The 16,111-nt window shown below is 60.2% G+C and carries 16 protein-coding genes; 10 read left to right on the top strand and 6 right to left on the bottom strand.

Features of this window, described 5'->3' with window-relative positions; all coding sequences use genetic code 11:
• The first annotated feature begins 33 nt into the window (after positions 1–33).
• Entirely contained in the window at positions 34–1,191 is a 1,158-nt protein-coding gene (gene rnd, locus B4F27_RS12390; protein WP_005853713.1) for a ribonuclease D, read from the top strand.
• Positions 1,192–1,227: 36 nt separating this feature from the next.
• Here the strand turns inward: rnd and B4F27_RS12395 are convergent, their stop codons facing one another.
• Positions 1,228–1,749 (bottom strand): hypothetical protein, encoded by a 522-nt coding sequence (locus tag B4F27_RS12395; protein WP_286759824.1) that lies wholly within the window; start codon positions 1,747–1,749, stop codon positions 1,228–1,230.
• Between the two features lie 120 nt (positions 1,750–1,869).
• Between B4F27_RS12395 and B4F27_RS12400 the strand changes: the two genes are divergently transcribed.
• The gene (locus B4F27_RS12400) at positions 1,870–2,280 is read left to right on the top strand and encodes a SufE family protein (RefSeq protein WP_064216568.1); all 411 of its coding nucleotides are present in this window, start codon (positions 1,870–1,872) and stop codon (positions 2,278–2,280) included.
• 61 nt (positions 2,281–2,341) lie between these two features.
• Here the strand turns inward: B4F27_RS12400 and B4F27_RS12405 are convergent, their stop codons facing one another.
• Positions 2,342–2,995 (bottom strand): DUF1638 domain-containing protein, encoded by a 654-nt coding sequence (locus B4F27_RS12405; RefSeq protein ID WP_414717701.1) that lies wholly within the window; start codon positions 2,993–2,995, stop codon positions 2,342–2,344.
• 50 nt (positions 2,996–3,045) lie between these two features.
• Positions 3,046–3,744, bottom strand: coding sequence for a corrinoid protein (locus tag B4F27_RS12410; RefSeq protein ID WP_005853706.1), 699 nt, complete (start codon positions 3,742–3,744; stop codon positions 3,046–3,048).
• Between the two features lie 202 nt (positions 3,745–3,946).
• Between B4F27_RS12410 and B4F27_RS12415 the strand changes: the two genes are divergently transcribed.
• Entirely contained in the window at positions 3,947–5,032 is a 1,086-nt protein-coding gene (locus tag B4F27_RS12415; protein ID WP_286759825.1) for a PA0069 family radical SAM protein, read from the top strand.
• On the opposite strand, the gene bmt is transcribed toward B4F27_RS12415, so the two are convergent.
• Positions 5,029–6,042: a betaine--homocysteine S-methyltransferase gene (gene bmt, locus B4F27_RS12420; protein WP_005853702.1), complete on the bottom strand. Its 1,014-nt coding sequence runs from the start codon at positions 6,040–6,042 to the stop codon at positions 5,029–5,031. The genes B4F27_RS12415 and bmt overlap by 4 nt on opposite strands.
• Positions 6,043–6,266: 224 nt before the next feature.
• Between bmt and purC the strand changes: the two genes are divergently transcribed.
• Genes purC through B4F27_RS12445 form a run of 5 tightly spaced genes read left to right on the top strand, consistent with a single transcriptional unit; the run spans position 6,267 to position 11,114 of the window.
• Positions 6,267–7,028 carry a phosphoribosylaminoimidazolesuccinocarboxamide synthase gene (purC, locus tag B4F27_RS12425; protein ID WP_005853701.1) on the top strand — a complete coding sequence of 254 codons (762 nt, stop codon included), beginning with the start codon at positions 6,267–6,269 and terminating at the stop codon, positions 7,026–7,028.
• Positions 7,029–7,079: 51 nt separating this feature from the next.
• Positions 7,080–7,310, top strand: a complete 231-nt coding sequence (purS, locus tag B4F27_RS12430; RefSeq protein ID WP_286759826.1) for a phosphoribosylformylglycinamidine synthase subunit PurS — start codon at positions 7,080–7,082, stop codon at positions 7,308–7,310.
• On the top strand, positions 7,310–7,978 hold the full coding sequence (gene purQ, locus B4F27_RS12435; RefSeq protein WP_286759827.1) for a phosphoribosylformylglycinamidine synthase subunit PurQ: 669 nt from the start codon (positions 7,310–7,312) through the stop codon (positions 7,976–7,978). Before purS ends, purQ begins: the two co-directional genes overlap by 1 nt.
• 36 nt (positions 7,979–8,014) lie before the next feature.
• Positions 8,015–9,775 carry a sensor histidine kinase gene (locus tag B4F27_RS12440; protein WP_005853695.1) on the top strand — a complete coding sequence of 587 codons (1,761 nt, stop codon included), beginning with the start codon at positions 8,015–8,017 and terminating at the stop codon, positions 9,773–9,775.
• A gap of 4 nt (positions 9,776–9,779) precedes the next feature.
• Positions 9,780–11,114 carry a sigma-54-dependent transcriptional regulator gene (locus B4F27_RS12445; protein WP_009824697.1) on the top strand — a complete coding sequence of 445 codons (1,335 nt, stop codon included), beginning with the start codon at positions 9,780–9,782 and terminating at the stop codon, positions 11,112–11,114.
• A 22-nt stretch (positions 11,115–11,136) separates the two neighbouring features.
• Here B4F27_RS12445 and B4F27_RS12450 read toward each other — a convergent pair whose 3' ends face one another.
• Positions 11,137–11,421, bottom strand: coding sequence for a hypothetical protein (locus B4F27_RS12450; RefSeq protein WP_009824696.1), 285 nt, complete (start codon positions 11,419–11,421; stop codon positions 11,137–11,139).
• A 567-nt stretch (positions 11,422–11,988) separates the two neighbouring features.
• Between B4F27_RS12450 and B4F27_RS12455 the strand changes: the two genes are divergently transcribed.
• The gene (locus B4F27_RS12455) at positions 11,989–14,922 is read left to right on the top strand and encodes an Rne/Rng family ribonuclease (RefSeq protein WP_286759828.1); all 2,934 of its coding nucleotides are present in this window, start codon (positions 11,989–11,991) and stop codon (positions 14,920–14,922) included.
• Positions 14,923–15,021: 99 nt separating this feature from the next.
• On the opposite strand, the gene B4F27_RS12460 is transcribed toward B4F27_RS12455, so the two are convergent.
• Entirely contained in the window at positions 15,022–15,249 is a 228-nt protein-coding gene (locus B4F27_RS12460) for a sulfurtransferase TusA family protein (RefSeq protein WP_286759829.1), read from the bottom strand.
• A gap of 104 nt (positions 15,250–15,353) precedes the next feature.
• Here B4F27_RS12460 and B4F27_RS12465 point away from each other — a divergent pair, with 104 nt between their 5' ends.
• Positions 15,354–16,106 carry a cytochrome c biogenesis CcdA family protein gene (locus tag B4F27_RS12465; protein WP_286759845.1) on the top strand — a complete coding sequence of 251 codons (753 nt, stop codon included), beginning with the start codon at positions 15,354–15,356 and terminating at the stop codon, positions 16,104–16,106.
• Positions 16,107–16,111 lie beyond the last annotated feature (5 nt).

The raw sequence follows: 16,111 nt of genomic DNA on the forward strand, positions 1-16,111 counted from the left end.
GCCTGAATGGCTTCCTCTGTCCAAAGTAGCGCTATGAAAACAATCACCACCACCGCCGAGCTTGAAGCCTACTGCACAGAGGCCGCCAAGCATGATTACGTGACCGTCGATACCGAGTTTCTGCGCGAACGGACCTATTATTCCAAGCTCTGTCTGATCCAGTTGGCGATGCCCGGAACCGACGATAGCAATGCCGTTCTGGTGGACCCGCTGAGCGAGGGGCTGTCGCTTGACCCGCTGTACACGCTGTTCCGTGATACGTCGGTGGTCAAAGTCTTCCACGCCGCGCGGCAGGATCTAGAGATTTTCTATGTCGATGCGGGCGTCTTTCCCGAACCCTTGTTCGACACACAGGTCGCGGCGATGGTCTGTGGCTTTGGCGAACAGGTGGGATATGAAACTCTGGTGCGCAAGATCGCCCATCAACCTCTTGATAAGACGTCCCGTTTTACCGACTGGTCGCGCCGCCCACTGAGTGATGCGCAGGCGAAATACGCGCTGGCCGATGTCACGCACCTGCGCCAGATCTACGAATTCCTTGCGCGTAAGCTTGAACAGACGGGCCGCGCCCGTTGGGTTCAGGAAGAGCTTGAGATCCTGACCAGCCCTGACACCTATGTCACCCCGCCGCGCGAGGCATGGCGTCGGGTCAAGACGCGCACGAATTCGCCAAAGTTCCTGGCGCTTGTGCGCGAACTGGCCGCGTTCCGCGAGGAGTACGCCCAGACCCGCAACATCCCGCGCAGCCGCGTCTATAAGGATGACGCGATGGTAGAGTTGGCCAGCAACAAACCGAAAAACCACGAGGAACTGGGCCGTGCCCGTCTGCTTCTGCGCGAGGCCCGCAAGGGCGAGATCGCGGATGGTATCCTCAAGGCGGTGGCCGCTGGCGTGAATTGCCCGCCCGGCGATATGCCGCAGCCCGATCGCAGCCGCGACAAGCTTCAGGTCAATCCGGCGCTGTCCGATCTGCTGCGTGTCTTGCTAAAGGCCAAGTCCGAAAGCGCAGGCGTTGCGGCCAAGCTGATCGCCCCCGCTGCGGATCTTGACGGGATCGCCGCAGGGCTGCGTGATGTGGCCGCCCTGAAAGGGTGGCGACGCGAGGTATTCGGGGAAGATGCGCTGCGTCTGTGCAACGGCGAGATCGCTTTGACCGCGGTCGGGTCCGATCTGAAAGTGGTTGAGCTTTAACGCTCAACCTTCTGGATTTAATAGATTTGTTTAGGGTTAGCGGCGCGATGTCATCGCGTTGCGCAGCCCTTCGACGCGGATGGTCGTCACGCCAGCCAGCGTCTGGTTGGTCAGCTTGCGGCCGGCCGTAACCTCGCGGGTGGGGGGCGTGCCGATGGCGGTCGCCTCGCTTGGTTCTACCCCTTCAAGACGGTAGGTCAGAACGCCGTCCACTGGCAGCTCGTCTTCGTTCGCGGGGGTCAGCTGCACCTCGTAAATGCCTTGGCGATCCGCGCGCCCCGTGGCGCGCACGACGGCACCGCCCGGCACCTGTTCAATCGTCAGATCGATGATCTGGTCGAAGGGGCGACCGGCATATACCACCTCTTTATTCCGCGAGGAGGAGAATAATCCGGTCCGCTGCGGGATCAAAGGGTTGGTCGAGGCTTCCTGACGGGTGATCGGTTCAGACCGTGCGGTCCCGAACCAGTTGAACGGGTTCACACGGCTGTCGCGCACGGTCGCGCAGCCTGTCAAAACAAGGGTCGATACCAAGATGGCTGAAAAGGTCTTGCGCATGGGGTCCGCCGTAGAAATTTCGGTAATATTTGACTAACCCATCCCAGACCCGTTGGGAAGGGGGTGGACCTTTGGCATCGTGCAACCTACCTGTTTGGCAAGCGAAAAGAGGGACGCACCGTGGCGACAGAGGCATTTGAAGAACTGGTCGAGGATTTCGAGTTTCTGGACGATTGGGAAGACCGCTATCGCCATGTGATCGATCTGGGCAAAGCGATGGAGCCGCTGACCGAAGAGCTGCGCGTGCCCGCAACCAAAGTAGATGGGTGCGCCAGTCAGGTCTGGTTGCATACGCAGTTCGAGGACGGCGTGCTCCATTTCGACGGGGCCAGCGATGCGATGATCGTTTCAGGCCTGATTGCGGTGCTTCAAAAACTGTATAACGGCGTGCCCGCGGCCGAGGTCAGCGCCATCGATGCCCGCGCAGAGATGGGGCGCCTTGGGTTGAACGAACATCTTTCAGCGCAGCGGTCGAACGGGTTGACCGCGATGATCGAACGGATTCGCGGCGAGGCTGCACAGCAGGGTTGAACGCGCGCCTGTGGGGTGTGGCGACGGCTGTGCCAGTTGAGTTTATTTGGCAAAATGAAGATCAGAGCGCCTTGAGCGTGCGCGCCAGATCGCCGTAGCCGGTAAAGCGCCGTTCAAAGGCAAGGCCGAGCCTATCAGCGCATGTTTTCGCCTTGGCGGTGAGCGCGGGATCATCTGTTTGCGCCTGATACACAAGCTTTTCGTAGTTCCCGAAGTACATATCGCGCAGGTCGGGGTGCCGGTCGAGCCCCATGGGTTTGATAATGAAAGCGTCGAACTGGCGGACCAGAAAATCGGTGAGATAAAAGGTGGTAATCTCGTCCTCCGAGATCTTGGAAAAGCGGTCGTTGCCTTCGAAAAAGCTATAGCAATGCGGCCCGGCGACCATCTGCACGCCAAGTTTCTTACACTCCACCTCTAGCAATCCGCCGGTGCCGCAGTCGGCGTAGACAACGAATATATCGTTGTATTTGTCGCGGTGCTTCTCAACGGCTTCGCGGACTTCGTTGGTGATTTTTTCTGGGTAGAGATGCAGCTTGGCGGGCAGGCAGGTCAGGTCCAGATGCGACCAGCCGTTCGCCTCTTTCAGGTCGAGAATTTCCCGCGCCAGCGCCCCGCAGGCGATCAGCAGAATGCGGCCCGTCTGCGGGGCGAGCGGCAGGCCTTTTTCTGTCAGATCACGGTCCGAGGGCGGCTTCATCTCACGCTCCGTCATGCAAAAGGCCCCTCCGGTAGGGAAGGGCCTTTATGTTCTAGATCAACTGTTTACGCCTTGGCGGCGTTGTGTTTCCGCCCGACCCATTCCTTGGCGGTTTCCACCGCGACGGCGGCATCGCGGCAATAGGCGTCGGCACCGATGGCCTTGCCGAATTCTTCGTTCAACGGGGCCCCGCCGACCAGCACGATATAGTCATCGCGGATGCCCTGTTCGACCATCGTGTCGATCACGACTTTCATATAGGGCATTGTCGTGGTCAGCAGCGCGGACATGCCAAGGATGTCCGGCCCTTCGGTTTCCATCGCTTCAAGATAGGCTTCGACCGAATTGTTGATGCCAAGATCGACAACCTCAAAGCCCGCGCCTTCCATCATCATCGACACAAGGTTCTTGCCGATGTCATGGATGTCCCCCTTGACCGTGCCGATCACCATCTTGCCCACGCGTGGCGCGCCGGTTTCGGCCAGCAGCGGCTTTAGGATCGCCATGCCGCCTTTCATCGCGTTCGCAGCCAGAAGCACTTCGGGGACAAAGAGGATACCGTCGCGGAAGTCGGCCCCGACGATGGTCATGCCGCCAACAAGCGCCTTGGTCAGAATATCATAGGGTGCCCAATCGCGTTCGATCAGGATATTGACCCCTTCTTCGATCTCTTCGCGCAGACCGTCATAGAGATCATCAAACATCTGCTGAACAAGTTCTTCGTCGTCCAGATCGGCAAGGATAATTTCGTCTTCATCCGACATAGTCGTTCCTCATCGGTTAACTCACCCGCGCGGGCTTGTGCCTTTTTGTCACATACACGTCGAAAGCTTCGTGCTTTTTGCGACAAACCCGGCACCGCGTGCGACGCTTTGGTTGGTGGGAAATTACGCTCAATCGTGCTGTAAAACAATGGCTTGGGCCAATATACTTGACCATGTTCCTAATTTGTTCCAAAAGATTTGAATGGATCAGGCACAGCGCAAATACAGACTGCCCGGACGGGGCACATCCAGCAACCGCCCGGGCCGGTTCGAGCCGCTGACCGTCAGCGCTGTGGCCGATGGATGGGCGGGCGATGATGACCCTTTGCCGGTCTTGCGCACCCAGGTGAGCGTCGAAATTCCGCGCTCCGTGATCAGCTACAACCAGTCGCCGGACCTGCCGTTTGACCGGTCGATTAACCCGTATCGCGGGTGCGAACACGGTTGTGTCTATTGTTTTGCGCGGCCAAGCCATGCCTATCTGGGGTTGTCGCCTGGCCTGGATTTCGAGACGCGGCTGATTGCACGGCCCGAGGCACCCGAGGTGTTGAAACGAGAGTTGGCGGCGAAGAAATACCAGGTCGCCCCAATTGCGATTGGCACGAATACCGATCCCTATCAGCCGATCGAGAAAGAGCATCGGATCATGCGCGCGCTGCTTGAGGTGTTGGCAGATGCGAACCATCCCGTTGCCATTGTGACCAAGGGCAGTCTGATCGAGCGGGATATTGATATTCTGTCGGATATGGCGGCGCGCGGGCTGTGCCGCGTGGGCGTGTCGGTGACGACGCTGGATGCGAAGCTTTCACGGTTGATGGAGCCGCGGGTGCCTGCACCGAAACGCCGGTTGCAGGTGATCGAACGTCTGGCAGAGGCAGGCATTCCGGTGCGGGTGATGGCGTCACCCATGGTGCCGGCGCTGACCGATCCCGAGCTTGAGACGATTTTGGAAGCGGGGCGCAATGCGGGGGCCGTGGCGGCCAGCTGGATCATGCTGCGCTTGCCGCGCGAGGTATCGCCCTTGATGCAGGAATGGTTGGCGGCGCATTACCCTGACCGCGCGGGTCGCATCATGGCGCGGCTGCGCGAGATGCACGGGGGGAAGGAATATGACGCAAATTGGCACCGACGGATGCGCGGCGAAGGCCCCTATGCCGAGATGATTGCGCAGCGGTTTACCTTGGCGGTCAAGCGGTTGGGGCTGGATACGCGCCTGCCGCCGATGCGCTGCGATCTGTTCCGCCCGCCCAAACGGACGAGCGCGCAGTTGGATCTGTTCGGGGATTAACCCCGGCGGCGGCCACGGCGTGGTGCGCGGGTGGGGCCTTCGCCATCGGTGCCATCGCTGGCCGAAGAGAACGGTCCAAGCGCTTCGACAATTTGCTCCAGCGTGGGGGCGTCGCCCTTGGGCCGGCTGTCGAGAGCGGCGCGCATATGCACCAGATGTTCCGGCATGGTGCCACAGCAACCGCCGATGATCGACGCGCCGCAGTTGCGGGCCATCTCGGCGTAATCGGCCATCAGTTCGGGCGTGCCGTCATAGTGGATGTGGCCTTCGACGTATTTCGGAATGCCCGCGTTGCCTTTGGATACGATCGGCGTCGGCATGCCTTTGGAGGCGAACCCCAGCACCGTACGCAACACATCCGACGCGCCGGTGCCGCAGTTGGCCCCATAGGCCAGCGGGCCATAATCGAGGTCATGCACCATGTCGACCATCGCCTCGGATGTCATGCCCATCATGGTGCGGCCTGCGGTGTCAAAGCTCATCGTGCCAACCCAGTCGAGCCCTGCCAGCTTGAAGCCTTCGGCGGCGGCGCGGTATTCCTCGGGGGCGCTGATCGTCTCCAGCCAGCCCACATCGGCACCACCGGCTTTCAGCCCGTCCGCGGTTTCATGGAACATCTCGACCGCCAGCGCGTGGGTGAGGGGGCCGACCGGCTCCATGATCTCGCCCGTGGGGCCGACGGAGCCTGCAACGATTACCTTGCGACCGGCCTTATCCGCGACCTCGCGCGCAAGCTCGGCGGACACGCGGCTAAGCTCATGGGCGCGTTTTTCGGCATTATGCAGTTTCAGACGCGAGGCATTCGCGCCGAAGGAGTTGGTCAGGAAGATATCGCTGCCCGACTGCACCGCACCCTGATACAGCTTGATGATGTTTTGCGGCTGCTCCGTGTTCCACATCTCTGGCGCATCACCGGACATCAGGCCCATGTTGAACAGGTTCGTGCCAGTGGCACCATCGGCCAGCAGCGTGCCTTTTTCAGCCAGAAGATCGGTGAGGGGGTTGGACATCAAAACGCTCCGCTAAATGGGTGATTTTGCCGTTTCCCACAACGCCCCTGTTGACGCAACTTCATTATTCTCATGATCGTCATGAGCCGCCGCCATGGTTTCTGCGTGCCTGACCGCCATGAGGGCAGGGCGCGCGCTTGCGTGGCAGGGGCGCTTGGACTATGTGACAGGCTAGAAATGGCTGATGGGTATTCCAACCGGCCTGTTGTCTGGAAGGGATGTGCATGGCCCGTCGCACGAAAATCTATGAAGGTACGGCGAAGATCCTGTATGAAGGACCGGAACCGGGGACCATTGTCCAGCACTTCAAAGACGACACAACCGCCTTTAACGCCGAGAAAAAAGCGGTGATCGAAGGCAAGGGCGTGCTGAACAACCGCCTGTCCGAATTCTTCATGACCGGCCTGAACAACATCGGCGTGCCGACGCATTTCATCAAACGTCTGAACATGCGCGAACAGCTGATCCGTCAGGCAGAGATCATCCCGCTCGAGATCGTCGTGCGCAACTATGCGGCGGGGGATCTGTCCACGCGGCTTGGCATTGACGAGGGCATGCAACTGCCGCGCCCGATTGTGGAATATCACTTCAAGAACAACGACCTTGGCGATCCGCTGGTCACCGAGGAACATATCGCCGCCTTTGGTTGGGCCGGTCAGCAGGACATGGAAGACATCCTGAGCCTGTCGCTGCGGGTCAATGATTTCATGTCCGGCGTGATGATGGCCGTGGGCATCCGGCTGGTGGACTTCAAGCTTGAGGTGGGCCGGATCTACGAGGGCGATTTCCAGCGTCTGATCGTCGCCGACGAGATCAGCCCCGACAGCTGCCGTCTGTGGGATATCGAAACCGGCCAGAAACTGGACAAGGATGTGTTCCGCCGCGATCTGGGGTCGCTGACGGATGCCTATACCGAAGTCGCCCGACGTTTGGGGGTCATGCCCAAGACGTCGACACCGATGATGAAACCGACGTTGATCAACTAGGCTGGCGTCGCAGATGAGTTTATTTTGCAAAATGAAGATAGGGGACGCGTCATGAAAGCACGGGTGCATGTGATGTTGAAAAACGGTGTTCTGGATCCGCAGGGCGAGGCCGTGCGCCACGCGCTTGGGGCCATGGGCTTTGAAGGCGTCAATGGCGTGCGTCAGGGCAAGGTGATCGAGCTGGACCTGAACGACGACGCAACCAAGGCCGACGTCGAGGCGATGTGTGAAAAGCTGCTCGCGAACACGGTGATCGAATCCTACACAGTGGAGATGAGCTGATGCACGCAGCGGTCATCGTTTTTCCCGGCTCTAACTGTGACCGCGATCTGGCGGTGGCATTCAAAGCGGTCGGTGCCAAAGTGTCGATGGTCTGGCACAAGGACACAAGCCTGCCCGAGGGCGTCGATATTGTGGGTGTACCCGGCGGCTTTTCCTATGGCGACTACCTGCGCTGTGGTGCCATTGCGGCAAACTCTCCGATCTGTCGCGAAGTGGCGGCCCATGCGGAGCGTGGCGGTTATGTCATCGGGATCTGCAACGGCTTTCAGGTGCTGACCGAAACCGGTCTGCTCCCCGGTGCCCTGCTGCGCAATGCGGGGCTAAAATACATCTGTCGCACCGTGCCGCTGCGCGTGGCCACGGCGGACAGCGATTACACATCGGGCTACGAGGCCGGTGCGATGATCGACATCCCGATCGCACACCATGATGGCAATTATTTTGCCGATGGCGATACAATTGCCAAACTGCATGGCGAGGATCGTGTTGCCTTTACCTATGGTGATAACCCCAACGGGTCGCAGTCCGACATCGCGGGCATCCTTTCGTCGAACCGTCGTGTGTTGGGGATGATGCCACACCCCGAACGCGCCGCGGATGCGGGGCATGGGGGCACGGACGGGGCGGCGCTCTTCCGCGCATTGGCGGGGTCTCTGGTCACAGCGTGACTTGAGTGCACCGGTGAGGACGCGTAGATTGCCGCCATGTTTCGGTCTGCGTCCTCTAGTGAAGCCCCTTTATCTGTCAGCTGGCGCGTCCGGCTGGCGGTTGCTTTGCTTTTGGTCATTGCGGTGGCCACGATTTCGGTCACCAACAAGCTGCTGACGGATCGCTTTACCGAAAGCACACGTAACCGGGCCGAGCTTCGGATCGCGCTCTACAGCGGCAACCTGCTGGCCGAGCTGCGCCAGAACGCGATTGTGCCACAGCTTTTGTCGCGCGATCCCGCCTTGATCGAGGCGCTGACCCGATCTGATTACTCCCTGTCGACCCAGCGATTGATCTCTTTTGTAGAGGAGATCGGCGCGGCGTCCTTGATGCTTTATGATATCGATGGGCGCACGGTGGCAGCGACCGACCGCAACCGGTTGGGGGCCTCACACCGGCAAGAGGCTTATTTTGTTGACGCGCTGCGATCGAATTCGACCGTGTTCAGCGTTATTCCCCGTGATACCGGCGGCTACCGGTTCTTCTATTCGCGGCGTATTCAGGAAGGCGGCACCAACCTTGGGGTGATCGCGGCCGAGGTGGATCTGCAACGGTTTGAACGGGCCTGGGCCGGTATCTCGGATGCGGTGATTGTCACCGACAGCACGGGTGACATCATCATGGCGACCGAACCGCGCTGGCGCGGTCTGACGGAAAGCGAGGCCCTGTCGAACCAGACCCCGCAAAGCGCCATCGAGCGCGCGATCAAGGCCACCGCCGATTGGACCGCATTGCCTGCCGATGCCTATCTGCAGGGCGAGGCGGTGATGCGTCTGTCGTCACGGATACCGTTTCGGGGCTGGCGGATCACGAGTTACACCACCTATGCCTCGGTCCGCGAGAAGGTGAACGGGGTGCTTGCGCTTGAGGTGATGGGCTTTGCGATCCTGCTGGCGCTGACGTTTTATGCTCTCAGCCGTCGGACGGCGGGGCGCGCGGCGCTGTTTCAGCGTGAATCCGCCGAGCTGCGCGCGCTGAACGCCGCCCTTCAGCGCGAGGTGGCAGAACGCAAACGGGTGCAGCAGACCTTGGCCGTGGCCGAGCAGACGTTGGAACAATCCAGCAAGCTCGCCGCCTTGGGTGAAATGTCCGCCGCCGTCAGCCACGAGCTGAACCAGCCGCTGGCCGCGATGAAAACCTATCTGGCGGGCGCGCGTCTGTTGATGCAGCGCAACCGGCTGGAGGAAGCGCTGGCTTCATTCGGGCGCATCGACGATCTGATCGAACGCATGGGGGCCATTACGCGGCAGCTGAAAAGCTATGCGCGCAAGGGCCAGCAGCAGTTTTCGCCCTTTGATATGGGGGAGGCGCTTGCCTCTGCCTTGTCAATGATGGAGCCGCAGCTACGTCAGCGCCAGGTGCAGATCAACCGTATCCTGCCCGCGGAGCCTGTTCAGGTGATGGGGGACCGCATGCGGATCGAACAAGTATTGGTCAATCTCTTGCGTAACGCATTGGATGCCACCAAATCGGAACGAAACCCGACGGTAGAGATTATACTATCAGCGGGTGAGACGGCGACGCTTACCGTGCGCGATAATGGCCCCGGGATCGAAGATCTCGATAGCCTGTTCGAGCCGTTTTACACGACCAAGCAGCCCGGCGATGGTGTCGGGCTGGGGCTTGCGATCTCGTCGGGTATTGTATCCGATCTGGGGGGCAGGCTGACAGCCCGCAACGGCCAACATGGCGGTGCGGTTTTTGAAATGCAGCTGCCCATTATGGACAGCACAGAGAAGACACAGGCGGCAGAGTAAACCAATGGCTCAGGCAATGAAAATCGCGATCGTTGATGATGAACAAGACATGCGTCAGTCGATCAGCCAGTGGCTGGCGCTTTCGGGCTATGACACAGAGACGTTCGGCAGCGCCGAGGATGCGCTGAAAACGCTGGGGCCGGATTACCCCGGTATCGTGATCTCCGACATCAAGATGCCCGGCATGGGCGGCATGCAGTTCCTGAAAAAGCTGATGGGGACCGACAGCGCGCTGCCCGTGATCATGATCACCGGCCACGGCGATGTGCCCATGGCGGTCGAGGCAATGCGCGTCGGCGCGTTCGACTTCCTTGAAAAGCCCTTTAACCCCGACCGGATGAGCGAACTGGCCAAAAAGGCCACCAACGCGCGCCGTCTGGTCATGGACAACCGCGCCTTGCGTCGGGAACTGTCTGACGGCAGCCAGTTGATGAAAAAGCTCATCGGCGGCTCACCTGTGATGGAGCGGCTGCGCGAGGATATTCTGGACCTTGGTCAGGCCGACGGTCACGTGCTGATCGATGGCGAAACTGGTACGGGCAAGACACTGGTGGCGCATGCGCTGCATGCCGTGGGATCGCGCGCGGGCAAGAAATTCGTGCTGGTCAGCTGCGGTGCGCTAGAGGAAGACGCATTGAGCAAGCGTTTGTTTGGTCCGATGATGCCAGAAGACGCCCAGCTTCCCGCGATCGAGGAGGCCCGCGGCGGTACCTTGGTGCTGGAAGGTGTTGAATCGCTCAGCGAGACGCTGCAAGCCCGTCTTCTGAGTGCGATCAACGACCAAGGCACGCCAGCGGAAACGCGGATCGTTGCGATTTCGAACCTGCAAGAAGCGGGGCGCACCTCCGAAGATGCGCTGCGTTCTGATCTTTTCTATCGTCTGGCCGCTCTGCGCATCACCGTGCCGCCGCTGCGCCAACGGGGCGAGGATATTCTGACGTTGTTCACACGTTTGTCCGAAGAATTCGCGGATGAATATGGCTGCGAGACTCCGCAGGTTTCCGCGCAAGAGGCCGCGCAACTGTTGCAAGCGCCCTGGCCCGGGAACGTGCGCCAATTGATCAATGTGGCAGAACGCGCCGTGTTGCAGTCGCGTCGCGGGTCCGGTTCTATCGCATCACTGCTGATGTCGGACCACGAAGAGATGCAGCCGGTGATGACCACCGACGGCAAGCCGCTGAAGGAATATGTAGAAGCCTTCGAACGTATGCTGATCGACAATACCATGCGCCGGCACAAAGGGTCTATCGCCAGTGTGATGGAGGAGTTGTGCCTGCCGCGCCGGACGCTGAACGAGAAGATGGCGAAATACGGTTTGCAGCGCTCGGATTACCTCTGAGCGCCGCATTTTGCAGACAGGCTCAGCCGAGCCGCGTCTCGATCAACTCGCGTGCTGCACCGGTTTCATCGGTGTAGCAGGTCCACGACGGGCCGCCGGGGATATCGACAATATGCTGGCCAGTCTCGACGATAGGGATGGTCGTGTTGAGCGTACCGCCCGATTTGCCGGTGTGTTTTTCCACGGCACGGATGCAACTGCGCTTGGACGGGCCCTCGGGGTCGCTGCCGCCGGTCGTGCTCATGTCTTCGCAGGCGGCAAGCGCCAGAAACGGCAGGCACAGGGCTGCGCGCAGGGAAATATGCATTCGTATCATCCTTATCTGTCTTATTTTTGTGCATCCCGTCACAGGGCTGCGGCACGGGCATAAACCCGCTGGCAAAGCTTTTCCCATAGCACCGACGCTTGTCAAGCAAGGCGGCGGGGGGCGTGATACCGCTATCGGCCCCCGTATCTGTAAAGCCGCTAAACGCGATTTCCCATTGTCATTTGGTGCCTTCTGCCGTTAATTGTAGGTAGGGCTGTTTGCCTCTTTGGATGGCAAACCAGACCCCAGACAGTTTCGATGCCTCGGTTCCCCGGCATGTGGTGACCAGGCAGACCGATTAGGCCCTTAAAAAAGGCTCAAGAACCGCTGAAGATTGCGCCGTGCCTTTGGCCGGACAACCGCAGTAAATTAATGGATATGGGGGCGCGGTACGCACCACCCATGTCGGAGAAGAACCGCGATGACGCGTGCAGACGCCAAGAGCAGACAGACAGGCGGCCTTTTGGGCCCTGTTTTAGCCGCGTCACCCATCGCCCTGACAAGACATACCCTGCCTCGCAGCGCCCCACCGGGGCTGCTGTTTGCGCAGCTGTGCAAAATGGATTTATGCCTAAGAAAATGCTTATCGATGCCACCCACGCTGAGGAAACTCGCGTTGTTGTGGTTGACGGAAACAAGGTCGAAGAATTTGACTTTGAATCGGAGAATAAACGCCAGCTAGCTGGCAATATCTACCTCGCGAAAGTCACGCGGGTCGAACCTTCGTTGCAGGCCGCGTTTGTGGATTATGGCGGCAACCGCCATGGTTTCCTCGCCTTTTCGGAAATTCACCCCGATTACTACCAGATCCCCGTCGCTGACCGTCTGGCGTTGATGGAGGAAGAGCGTGCCTATGCCGAAGCGCAGGCCGCCAAGGAAGACGAAGACGAAAAGCCCAAACGCCGGACGCGCTCGCGCAGCCGCAGCAAGTCCAAGGCCGAAGACACCGTGTCCGATGACGCGACGGTCAGCAAAGACGCCGATGCCACCGACAGCGACCAGATCAACGGCATGCAGACCGTCGATCTGGACGATGAAGAAGGCTCCTCTCCGATGGAGCGGGTTGCCGAGACGCCTGTCGAAGAGCCAGACGGTGATGACAGCAAGGCAGAGGGTGACACGCCCAAGGCCGGCAAAGCAGAAGCGAAAGACGCTGCAAAACCTGATGCCGATGATCAGGACGAGAGCGACGACGCGGATGAGAGCGACGATAGCCCCAAGGCTAAAGATGCGTCCTCCAAGGATGACAGCATCGAATCCGTGGCGGATGATGATGACCACGACGATCTGCGCACCGCGCGCAAGCCACGGCCCAAGCGCTATAAAATCCAGGAAGTCGTCAAGGTGCGTCAGATCCTGCTGGTGCAGGTCGTTAAAGAGGAACGTGGCAACAAAGGTGCCGCGCTGACAACCTATCTGTCGCTGGCCGGCCGCTATTGTGTGCTCATGCCCAACACCGCGCGTGGGGGCGGCATCAGCCGCAAGATCACCAACGCCGCGGACCGCAAGAAGCTGAAAGAGATCGCAAACGAAATTCAGGTGCCAAAAGGTGCCGGTCTGATCGTGCGCACCGCCGGTGCACAACGCACCAAGGCCGAGATCAAGCGCGACTACGAATACCTGCAACGCCTGTGGGAACAGATCCGCGAGCTGACGCTGAAATCCATCGCGCCTGCCAAGATCTACGAAGAAGGCGACCTGATCAAACGCTCGATCCGCGACCTTTATAACCGCGAGATTGACGAGGTGTTTGTCGAAGGTGAACGCGGTTACCGCATCGCCAAGGACTTCATGAAGATGATCATGCCGTCCCACGCCAAGAACGTGAAGCTCTATAGCGAAACGCTGCCTTTGTTCGCGCGCTATCAGGTCGAAAGCTACCTGTCGGGCATGTTCAACCCCACGGTACAGCTGCCTTCGGGCGGGTATATCGTGATCGGTGTGACCGAAGCGCTTGTCGCGATCGACGTGAACTCGGGCCGGGCCACCAAGGAAGGCTCCATCGAACAGACCGCGACCAAGACCAATCTTGAAGCCGCCGCCGAAGTCGCCCGTCAGCTGCGTCTGCGCGATCTGGCCGGTCTGATCGTCATCGACTTTATCGACATGGACGAGCGTCGCAATAACGCCGCCGTTGAAAAGCTGATGAAGGAAAAGCTGAAAACCGACCGTGCGCGTATTCAGGTGGGCCGTATTTCCGGCTTTGGCCTGATGGAAATGTCGCGCCAGCGTTTGCGTCCCGGCATGATCGAGGCGACGACCCAGCCGTGCCACGCCTGCCACGGCACCGGCCTGATCCGGTCGGACGACAACCTTGCGCTGTCGATCCTGCGCCAGATCGAGGAAGAGGGCACCCGCAAACGGTCGCGCGAGGTATTGATCACCGCGCCCGTGGGCATCGCCAACTTCCTGATGAACCAGAAGCGCGAACATATTGCTCACATCGAAGGCCGCTATGGCATGGCCGTGCGCATCGAAGGCGACCCCGCTTTGGTCAGCCCCGATTTCTCGCTTGAAAAGTTCAAGACCGCGACACGCGTTGTCACGCCGATCGAACATGTGGTGTCGGTTGATACCTCCATCATGGACGAGGTCGACGATCTGGATGTCGATGCGGAAGCAGATGCGGACAATGCTGACAATGAACCTACCGGCAACGGCAATGGCGGGCAGAACCAGCACAATGGCTCTGACGATGACAATGATGGCGAAGGGAAACCCAAGCGCCGTCGTCGTCGCCGGCGGCGTCGGGGTGGCAAATCCAACGGGGATGATGCTGCCAACGGTGAAAACAACGGCGATAGCAACACCAACGGTGACAACGGCGATAGCGACGCGCCCGCGCAAACCGAGGCGGAAACTGCTGGTGCCAAAGATGACGCGAAAACGGATGCGACTGCAGACGCCGCTTCTGATGACGCGAAACCGCAGGACAAACCCAAGCGCACCCGTAGCCGGACCCGCAAACCCAAGGCTGATGCCGCGGCAGAAGCGGCCGTAGACGCGGACGCCGCCGAAGACGCGAAACCTGCCGACGCGGCTCCTGCCGACGCGGACGCCGCCGAAAACGCGCCCAAGCCAAAACCCAAGCGGACTCGCACGCGCAAGCCCAAGGCCGCTCCGGTTGAGGCTACCGAAGAGGGCTCGCAAGAGGCACCCAAGCCCGAGGAAACACCTGCGCCAAAAGAGCAGCCAACCCCCGAGCCCAAGCCCGAGCCAGAGGTGACACCAGACGCGCCGACGCCCGAGCCCGCAAAGGAGCCGACGCCGATCCCGACGCCGGAACCCACGCCCGCGCAGCCGTCCCAGCCCGCCGAGGTGGAGCAAACGCCGGCCCCAACCGAGGTGCCCGATAGCACCCCGACGGAAATGCCGCCCGCGCAGGAATTCCAGCCGGAGCCACCGGTCACCGAAGTCCCACAGCCCGAGGCGACCCCGCAGGCGGAGCCCGAAAAACCCGCCAAGCCCAAGCGGCGCGGCTGGTGGTCCTTGGGCGGCTAAGCAGCGCCCCTGCGCCGACATATGGAAACGAAAAAAGGCAGACCTTCGCGTCTGCCTTTTTTATCTGCGGTATCCGCGGCACGTGGGGCGGCGGGACCGTTACTTTTTGCGGATCACATAGGCCTGCGGCGTTTCGTCCATCGCGGCGCTTTCAAGGCTGTGCCCGGCCTCGGCACAGAAATGTGGGATGTCGATGATCGCGGCGGGATCATCCGCATGCACGGTCAAAAGATCGCCAGAGGTCAATGATTGCAGGCGTTTACGGGCTTTGAGCACGGGCAGGGGGCACAAAAGCCCCGTCGCGTCGAGAAAGTTTTTATCTGTCATGATCCTCAGATAAGCCACATGTTTCAACGCGTCCACAACCTTGTGACGGGGATCACGCGCAACAGCAGGTGACGCGCCGGACAAAGCAGATTATGGCTGATGTCATGTTTGGATTTGACCTGATCGACGCGGGACTACTGCCCGCCATACTCATCGCGCTGACCGCCGGGATCATCAGCTTCCTGAGCCCCTGCGTCCTGCCCATCGTCCCCCCGTACCTCGCCTATATGAGCGGGGTAACCCTGAACGACATGTCATCGGTCGCCGCCGCGCGCCGCAAGGCTGTCATCGCGGCCCTGTTCTTTGTTATGGGGCTGAGTACGGTGTTCCTGATTCTGGGGTTCACGGCCTCGGTCTTCGGGGCGTTCTTCCTGCAAAATCAGGTGCTCTTCGCGCGGCTGTCGGGCATTGTGGTGATCATCTTTGGTCTGCATTTTCTGGGCGTCTTCCGCATTCCCTTTCTCGATCAAGAAGCGCGTCTGGATGCGGGCGACAAGGGCGGCACGTCCTTTGGGGCCTATATCCTTGGGCTGGCCTTCGCCTTCGGCTGGACACCCTGCATCGGGCCGCAGCTTGGTGCGATCCTGTCGCTCGCGGCGTCCGAAGCCTCGGTCACGCGCGGCACGCTTTTGTTGGGGGTCTATGCGGCGGGCTTGGGTATCCCTTTCTTGCTGGCGGCGATGTTCATCACCCGCGCCACCCACGTCATGAACCGGATCAAGCCCTATATGAAGCTGATCGAACGCGGCATGGGGATCTTGCTGGTGATCGTCGGTCTGGCGCTGCTGACGGGGGCGTTTACGACCTTCTCTTTCTGGTTGCTGGAAACATTTCCTGCATTGGGATCCTTGGGTTAGGCGCC

It is taken from the genome of Sulfitobacter sp. UBA1132 (assembly GCF_002311545.1).
In the GTDB taxonomy this organism is placed as follows: Bacteria; Pseudomonadota; Alphaproteobacteria; order Rhodobacterales; family Rhodobacteraceae; genus Sulfitobacter; species Sulfitobacter pontiacus.

Bases quoted from the DNA above. Each gene is read 5' to 3' on its own strand.
- rnd (WP_005853713.1), top strand. From the start codon at position 34: ATGAAAACAATCACCACCACCGCCGAGCTTGAAGCCTACTGCACAGAG.
- B4F27_RS12395 (WP_286759824.1), bottom strand. From the start codon at position 1,749: ATGCGCAAGACCTTTTCAGCCATCTTGGTATCGACCCTTGTTTTGACA.
- B4F27_RS12405 (WP_414717701.1), bottom strand. From the start codon at position 2,995: ATGACGGAGCGTGAGATGAAGCCGCCCTCGGACCGTGATCTGACAGAA.
- B4F27_RS12410 (WP_005853706.1), bottom strand. From the start codon at position 3,744: ATGTCGGATGAAGACGAAATTATCCTTGCCGATCTGGACGACGAAGAA.
- B4F27_RS12415 (WP_286759825.1), top strand. From the start codon at position 3,947: ATGGATCAGGCACAGCGCAAATACAGACTGCCCGGACGGGGCACATCC.
- bmt (WP_005853702.1), bottom strand. From the start codon at position 6,042: ATGTCCAACCCCCTCACCGATCTTCTGGCTGAAAAAGGCACGCTGCTG.
- purC (WP_005853701.1), top strand. From the start codon at position 6,267: ATGGCCCGTCGCACGAAAATCTATGAAGGTACGGCGAAGATCCTGTAT.
- purS (WP_286759826.1), top strand. From the start codon at position 7,080: ATGAAAGCACGGGTGCATGTGATGTTGAAAAACGGTGTTCTGGATCCG.
- purQ (WP_286759827.1), top strand. From the start codon at position 7,310: ATGCACGCAGCGGTCATCGTTTTTCCCGGCTCTAACTGTGACCGCGAT.
- B4F27_RS12440 (WP_005853695.1), top strand. From the start codon at position 8,015: ATGTTTCGGTCTGCGTCCTCTAGTGAAGCCCCTTTATCTGTCAGCTGG.
- B4F27_RS12445 (WP_009824697.1), top strand. From the start codon at position 9,780: ATGGCTCAGGCAATGAAAATCGCGATCGTTGATGATGAACAAGACATG.
- B4F27_RS12450 (WP_009824696.1), bottom strand. From the start codon at position 11,421: ATGCATATTTCCCTGCGCGCAGCCCTGTGCCTGCCGTTTCTGGCGCTT.
- B4F27_RS12455 (WP_286759828.1), top strand. From the start codon at position 11,989: ATGCCTAAGAAAATGCTTATCGATGCCACCCACGCTGAGGAAACTCGC.
- B4F27_RS12460 (WP_286759829.1), bottom strand. From the start codon at position 15,249: ATGACAGATAAAAACTTTCTCGACGCGACGGGGCTTTTGTGCCCCCTG.
- B4F27_RS12465 (WP_286759845.1), top strand. From the start codon at position 15,354: ATGTTTGGATTTGACCTGATCGACGCGGGACTACTGCCCGCCATACTC.